This window comes from Neorhizobium huautlense, assembly GCF_002968575.1.
Lineage (GTDB): Bacteria > Pseudomonadota > Alphaproteobacteria > Rhizobiales > Rhizobiaceae > Neorhizobium > Neorhizobium huautlense.
This window is the reverse complement of sequence record NZ_PVBM01000038.1, coordinates 23927-30162: the sequence shown is the minus strand read 5'-3', so window position 1 is coordinate 30162 and position 6236 is coordinate 23927. Positions and strand designations below refer to the sequence as shown.

General features: G+C 62.2%; 6 protein-coding genes. All 6 read right to left on the bottom strand.

From position 1 onward, the window contains the following. Positions 1–181: 181 nt before the first annotated feature. Positions 182–1774 (bottom strand): LysM peptidoglycan-binding domain-containing M23 family metallopeptidase, encoded by a 1593-nt coding sequence (locus C5L12_RS25570; protein WP_105374867.1) that lies wholly within the window; start codon positions 1772–1774, stop codon positions 182–184. A gap of 160 nt (positions 1775–1934) precedes the next feature. Beyond that, positions 1935–2576, bottom strand: coding sequence for a protein-L-isoaspartate(D-aspartate) O-methyltransferase (locus C5L12_RS25565; RefSeq protein WP_425350828.1), 642 nt, complete (start codon positions 2574–2576; stop codon positions 1935–1937). An 8-nt stretch (positions 2577–2584) separates the two neighbouring features. Beyond that, on the bottom strand, positions 2585–3355 hold the full coding sequence (gene surE / locus C5L12_RS25560) for a 5'/3'-nucleotidase SurE (protein WP_105374865.1): 771 nt from the start codon (positions 3353–3355) through the stop codon (positions 2585–2587). Further along, positions 3355–4638 carry a serine--tRNA ligase gene (serS, locus tag C5L12_RS25555; protein ID WP_105374864.1) on the bottom strand — a complete coding sequence of 428 codons (1284 nt, stop codon included), beginning with the start codon at positions 4636–4638 and terminating at the stop codon, positions 3355–3357. Before serS ends, surE begins: the two co-directional genes overlap by 1 nt. Before the next feature lie 54 nt (positions 4639–4692). Further along, positions 4693–5517, bottom strand: coding sequence for a twin-arginine translocase subunit TatC (gene tatC / locus C5L12_RS25550; protein ID WP_105374863.1), 825 nt, complete (start codon positions 5515–5517; stop codon positions 4693–4695). Continuing rightward, positions 5514–6221: a Sec-independent protein translocase protein TatB gene (gene tatB / locus C5L12_RS25545; RefSeq protein WP_105374862.1), complete on the bottom strand. Its 708-nt coding sequence runs from the start codon at positions 6219–6221 to the stop codon at positions 5514–5516. The genes tatC and tatB overlap by 4 nt, the downstream gene beginning before the upstream one ends. Positions 6222–6236 lie beyond the last annotated feature (15 nt).

The window sequence follows — 6236 nt, the reverse complement described above, 5'->3', positions numbered from 1 at the left end:
AGTTTCGATCCACGCTTCCTCCCCACGCTCGGTCACCCTCACGCAGTTGCGCTTCTCTTCGCTTGCTGTGACCAGCTCACGGTGGGACTTGCACCCACAAGAATGCGCCCATGCTGGGCGCACAACGCAAAAAAGCCCGGCACTGCCGGGCTTTTCCGCCGTCCCCTTGAAACGCACTACATTATTCAAGGAAGGTAATCGGGTTGACCGGCGTCGCGTCCTTGCGGACCTCGAAATGGACCTGCGGGCGCTTTGCGTCACCGCTCATGCCGGAAGAGGCGAGCGTCTGGCCGCGGGTGATTTTCTGGCCGCGCGTCACGTTGATGTTGCCCGCATGACCGTAAACGGTGACCTTGCCGTCGTCGTGACGCACGAGAACCGTGTTGCCGAGCTGCTTCAAGCCGTTGCCGGCATAGATGACTACGCCGTTTTCGGCGGCCTTGATCGGCGTGCCTTCCGGGACCGAGATATCGATACCGTCATTGCGGTTTCCGTCGACATTCTGGCCGTAGCCCGCGACGACCGCGCCGTTCACCGGCCAGCGATACTTGCTGATGCCCGTGGATTGTGGTGCAGCGGCAGCAACATCCGACTTCTTCTCGACATCGGCGACCGATGCGGTCTCCGCGGGAGCCTTGGCGGCCGGCGCAGAAGCAGGCGTTGCCGGCTGAGCGGCGGCGGGCGCTGCGGCTACGGCAGGTTTCGGCGACGCGGCCGCCTTTTCAGTCGGCTGCTGCGGAATGGATGCCGTCTTGACCGGATCGGCTGCGGGCGCTGCGGCACCGTTTGCGACCTTCAGCGTCTGCCCCACCCGGATACCGCCGGCGGAAAGATTGTTGGAAGCCTTGAGCTGGTCGACGGAGGTGCCGGTCTCCCGTGCGATCTTGGTAAGCGTATCGCCTGGCTTAACCGTGTAGGTGCCGCCCATGGGCTTCCCACCCGGAGGCGTGAGCTTGGCGGGCTCGGCAAGCGCCTTGTCGCGGGCCTGGGACGGAAGGACGGCGACCTTCTGCTCCGGCTGCTGTGCCGGCGCAGGCGCCCTGTTCTGAATGTCGATATCCCCGGCGGCGACCTTGGCCGAATTGCGCGCTGGCCCGAAGGTGGGGATCACGACGCTCTGGCCGGGGGCAACAGCTCCGCCGTTGGCCTTCAGGATCTCCTTTTCCGGCACGCCGTAACGCTTGGACAGTGTCGCCACCGTCTCGCCGGGCTTCAACGTCACCTTCGGCGCGTTGACCGTGGACCAGCCGGACATCGGCTTGACGGTTCCGGTCGTCAGGCTGTCGGCCTTGGCTGACGCAGCCGACGGAGCCGCGAGCTTCGGCGCTGAGGCCTGGCTGCTCGGGAATGGCTGGGCAAGGGCCTGCTGGCGGTTGGCCGGATCGCGAGCTGGAGGCGTCGCGCCAGGAGCCGCAAGCTCTGCACGCTGGACTGCGACGGGCGCTGAGGCCGCGCGAGCCGGCGAAGAATAACCACCGGAATTTGCTGGATAAGGCTGGTTCATAGCCGTGTTCCGCGAGCCATAGTCACCCTGCGGGACCGGAGGCAGAGCCTGGCCGCCGGCAAGTTCGGCCCTGGGAGTGGGCGCCTGACCATAGGCCCCGCCGCCCTGACGCTGCGGGATCGATGCCGTGGTAATATTATCGGACTTGGAGAAGAGGCCGGAGAAGCGGGTCGCATCCGAACTGCACCCCGTCGCCACACTGGCGAGAAGGCCCGCAACGGCGAACTTGGCAACGGACTTTCCGAATTTCGGAGAACTCTTATGACGCATGACTCGACCTACAGATACGCAACCATCGTGTAAGTCATTAAACCGCGTTAGTCTTACCGCCCGGTTAAAGCGGCCGGCTTAGATCGATTTTTTTGTCAAATTGATAACCATGACGTTCGGAGCTATCGCAGCCATGGAACAATCGGCTGGATTGAGCTCTTCAGAGCGCCGCGGCCACATGCGGAATGATCGGCAGGTAGGGCACCGTGAACAGGTCCTCCCGCTCGAACCGGCTACCCGTCTTGGTGAGCCGCGTCATCATGCAGGTCTCGTCATCGATCATCAGCGGCGCCACCATCGAGCCACCATGGGTAAGCTGCTCCGCATAAAAGCGCGGCAGCGACGGGAACGCCGCTGTCACGAAGATGCGATCGAAGGTGCCCTCGCCCGGCATACCATTGCTGCCGTCGGCCTGGCGCACGACGACATTGCGGAGATCCAGGGCATCCATGCGCTCCTGCGCGGCGGTAACGAGGGTGCGGTAACGCTCGACGCTTAGAACCCGCTCCGCGATACGGCCCATGACCGCTCCGGTAAAACCGCTGCCCGTGCCGATTTCAAGCACACGGTGTCCAGGCTTGACCTGCAGGCGGTGCAAAAGCCTGACGGCAAGATCGGCACCTTCCATGAAGGATCCGCAGTCGATCGGGACGGTGCGGCTGGAATAGGCATCGTCCGCGAGGGGGGCGGGTACGAATTGCGAACGCGGCGTCTGCTCGACGGCAGTCAGAAGATCGAGGTCGGAAATACCTTCCGACCTGAGACGCAGCACCAGCGCCGCGAAGCCTTCCCTTTCGACCATGCCCGATTTCAATCGGCCGCTCCAAATCCCAATGCCTTGGCCACACGATCCTGAACCGAATGATCGGTCAGGTCCAGCTTAAGCGGCGTCACGGAGATCTTGTTTTCCTTGAGGGCCTGGATATCGGTTCCATCGCGGAAATGGCCCTTCCGCTCGCCGAAACGCAACCAGTAGTAAGGCAAGCCTCGGCCGTCGTTGCGGGCATCGATCGTCAGGCCGAAATCGAGCTTGCCCTGGGAGGTCACTTCCACGCCCTGAACGTCCTTCGGTTCGCAATTCGGAAAGTTGAGGTTGAGGAACGTGCCGTCAGGCAATTCCACGTCGCTCAATTTCCGGATCAAGTCCGGCGCAAAGGATTCCGCCACTTCCCATGGCGCGAAGCGACCGTTCTCGCGGCGCACGGCCTGACTCAGAGCAAAAGAACGTACACCCTGGAGTGTCCCTTCGATCGCGCCCGCGATCGTTCCCGAATAAGTCACGTCGTCGGCCATGTTGGCCCCGTCATTGACGCCCGACAGCACGAGGTCCGGCTTTTCCGGCAAGATTTCGCGGATGCCCATGATGACGCAATCGGTCGGCGTGCCGCGCAAGGCAAAGTGCTTTTCGCTGATCTTGCGGAGCCGCAGCGGCTCGGACAGCGTCAGCGAATGAGCAAGACCGCTCTGGTCCGTTTCCGGCGCGACGATCCAGACATCATCGGAAAGCTGTCTCGCGATGCGTTCCAGCACCGCGAGACCTTCCGCATGGATGCCATCGTCATTGGTCAGGAGGATACGCATCAGCCCGCCCGCTCGATCTTGGTGATGCCGCCCATGTAAGGCAGCAGCGCGTCGGGAACGGTGATGGATCCGTCTTCGTTGAGGTAGTTCTCCATGACCGCAATCAGGCAACGCCCGACGGCGACGCCGGAACCGTTCAGCGTGTGCACGAACCTGAGGTTCTTGTCATCCTTGACACGATAGCGGGCGTTCATCCGGCGGCCCTGGAAATCGCCGCAAACGGAGCAGGAGGAGATTTCGCGGTAGGTGTCCTGACCGGGCAGCCAGACCTCGATGTCGTAGGTCTTGCGGGCACCGAATCCCATGTCGCCGGTGCAGAGCGTCATCGTGCGGAAATGCAGTCCGAGCCGCTTCAGTACATTCTCGGCGCATTCGGTCATCCGTTCATGCTCGGCGATCGAGCTATCGGCATCGGTGATCGACACCAGCTCGCATTTCCAGAATTGATGTTGGCGCAGCATCCCGCGGGTGTCGCGGCCGGCCGAACCGGCCTCCGAGCGGAACGACGGCGTGAGTGCGGTGAGGCGCAGCGGCAGCTTTTCCTGCTCCAGCGTCTCCCCCGAGACCAGGTTGGTGAGGGTCACTTCGGCGGTCGGAATCAGCCAACGGCCATCGGTCGTCCTGAACAGATCCTCGGCGAACTTCGGCAGCTGCCCGGTACCATACATGGCCTCGTCACGAACCATCAGCGGCGACGAGACCTCCGTATAGCCATGCTCCGTCGTATGCATGTCGAGCATGAACTGGCCGAGCGCGCGCTCCATCCTGGCGAGTTGGCTGGTCAGCACGGTGAAACGAGCACCGGAGAGCTTTGCCGCACGCTCGAAGTCCATATAACCGAGCGCCTCGCCGATCTCGAAATGCTCCTTAGCGGCGTGGTTCCAGCGCGGCTTCTCGCCCACCACGCGCTTCACGACATTGTCGTGCTCGTCCTTGCCGACCGGCACGTCATCAAGCGGAATGTTGGGGACCCGCGACAGTGCATCGTCAAGCGCGGCAACGGCCTCCCGCTCCTCCTGTTCGGCGGCGGGCATGGTGTCCTTGATCTGCGCGACTTCGGCTTTCAGCTTCTCGGCAAGCTCGGAATTCTTCTGTCCGAGCGCAATCCCGATCTCCTTCGAGGCGGCGTTACGGCGAGACTGCATGTCCTGCAGCTTCTGGATGACAGAGCGGCGCTTGTCGTCAAGCGACAGAAGCGTTGCAGCCATCGGCTCTGCTCCGCGCTTCTTCAGCGCTTCATCCAGAGCCGCTTCGTTTTCCCGGATCCACTTGATATCGAGCATCGTTCCTTGCCTTTGAAGCGTGATGCCGCCAACTCGCAAGCAGGACCGGAAGGATCAAGCCTTTTCCGTCTCCGCAACGTCCGAAGAGGCTTGCTCAGCAAGGGCTTGGTCAGCACGTTTGCGCTCCACGAGTCGTGCGGCGTAGATGGAAATCTCGTAGAGAAGGATGGTGGGCAGCGCAAGGCCGATCTGAGACATCGGGTCCGGCGGCGTGAGCACGGCGGCAACCACGAAAGCGATGACGATCGCGAACTTGCGCTTTTCCCTCAGCCATTGGCTGGTCAGCAACCCGACCCGCGCAAGCAGCGTCGTGACGACCGGCAGCTGGAAGACCAGGCCGAAAGACAGGACCAGCGTCATGATCAGACTCAGATATTCCGAAACACGCGGCAGCAGCGAGATGGCGACATCGCCTTCCCCCGGCGCCTGCTGCATGGCAAGGAAGAACCACATGACCATTGGCGTAAAGAAGAAATAAACCAGCGCACCGCCCATCAGGAACAGGATCGGGGACGCGACGAGGAACGGCAGAAAGGCCGCTCGCTCGTTCTTATAGAGACCAGGCGCCACGAACTTGTAGAGCTGCGAGGCGATAACCGGAAAGGCGATCACCAGCGCGCCAAACATTGCCACCTTCACCTGGGTGAAGAAGAACTCCTGCGGCGCCGTGTAGATCAGTTCGGATTTCGCGAGATCGAGTCCTGCCCACACGACCGCCCATTTGTAAGGGACGACGAGCAGGTTGAAGAGCTGCTTTGCAAAGAAGAAGCAGATCACGAAAGCAACGAAAAACGCCCCGATCGACCACATCAGGCGGGTACGCAGCTCGATCAGATGCTCCATCAGAGGCTGCGGTTTGTCTTCGTAATCACCGCTCATGCGTCACCCTTCGGGGTATCAGTCTTCTTCGCCGCACGTCTGCGAGCCGGCGCCTTGGCGGCAACCTCTTCGGCAACCCGGGGAGCGGGCTTTGCAGCGCGGCCGCGCTGCGGCTTTTCGGCCGCCCCCGCCGAGGGTTCAGGCGCGGCAGCAGGCTTGGTCTTGGCAGCAGTCTTACGAGAGGGCTTCGGCTTCTCGGCTGGAGATCCGGCAGCCGCCGACGGAGGCCGGTCAGGTCCCGAGAGCGGAGCGGAGACAGGCGGCGCGGTTGACGGCAGGGTCAAAGAGGGCGCCGACACATTTGCCGCGTTTTTTGCTTCAGCGGCCGCCTCGCCCGTCGTCACACCTTCGACCGCCTGCCGAGCCTCGATGTCGGTCGGCACCACGTCAGGTGTTGGCACATGCGTCGTCTTCTGCAAATCCGCCCTGATCTCCTCGCCCATCTGCCGCAGCGGATTGATTGCATCCCGTAGCGCGTTGGACGGGTTCAGGCGCTGGGCGTCGGAGATCGTCTTGCGGACGTCATCAAGTTCCGACTCCCGCAATGCCTCGTCGAATTGCGTTCGAAAATCACCCGCCATCTTGCGCAAATTCGCTGTCATCTTGCCAAACGCCCTCAGCATGGGCGGCAAGTCCTTGGGACCTACGACGACGATAAGAACGATCGCAATGACAAGTAGCTCGGTCCAGCCGATATCAAGCATGCTAATGAGGCTCCT

Excerpts from the sequence above, each read along its gene's own strand:
- surE (WP_105374865.1), bottom strand. The coding sequence starts at position 3,355 with ATGCGTATCCTCCTGACCAATGACGATGGCATCCATGCGGAAGGTCTC.
- C5L12_RS25565 (WP_425350828.1), bottom strand. The coding sequence starts at position 2,576 with ATGGTCGAAAGGGAAGGCTTCGCGGCGCTGGTGCTGCGTCTCAGGTCG.
- C5L12_RS25570 (WP_105374867.1), bottom strand. The coding sequence starts at position 1,774 with ATGCGTCATAAGAGTTCTCCGAAATTCGGAAAGTCCGTTGCCAAGTTC.
- tatB (WP_105374862.1), bottom strand. The coding sequence starts at position 6,221 with ATGCTTGATATCGGCTGGACCGAGCTACTTGTCATTGCGATCGTTCTT.
- tatC (WP_105374863.1), bottom strand. The coding sequence starts at position 5,517 with ATGAGCGGTGATTACGAAGACAAACCGCAGCCTCTGATGGAGCATCTG.
- serS (WP_105374864.1), bottom strand. The coding sequence starts at position 4,638 with ATGCTCGATATCAAGTGGATCCGGGAAAACGAAGCGGCTCTGGATGAA.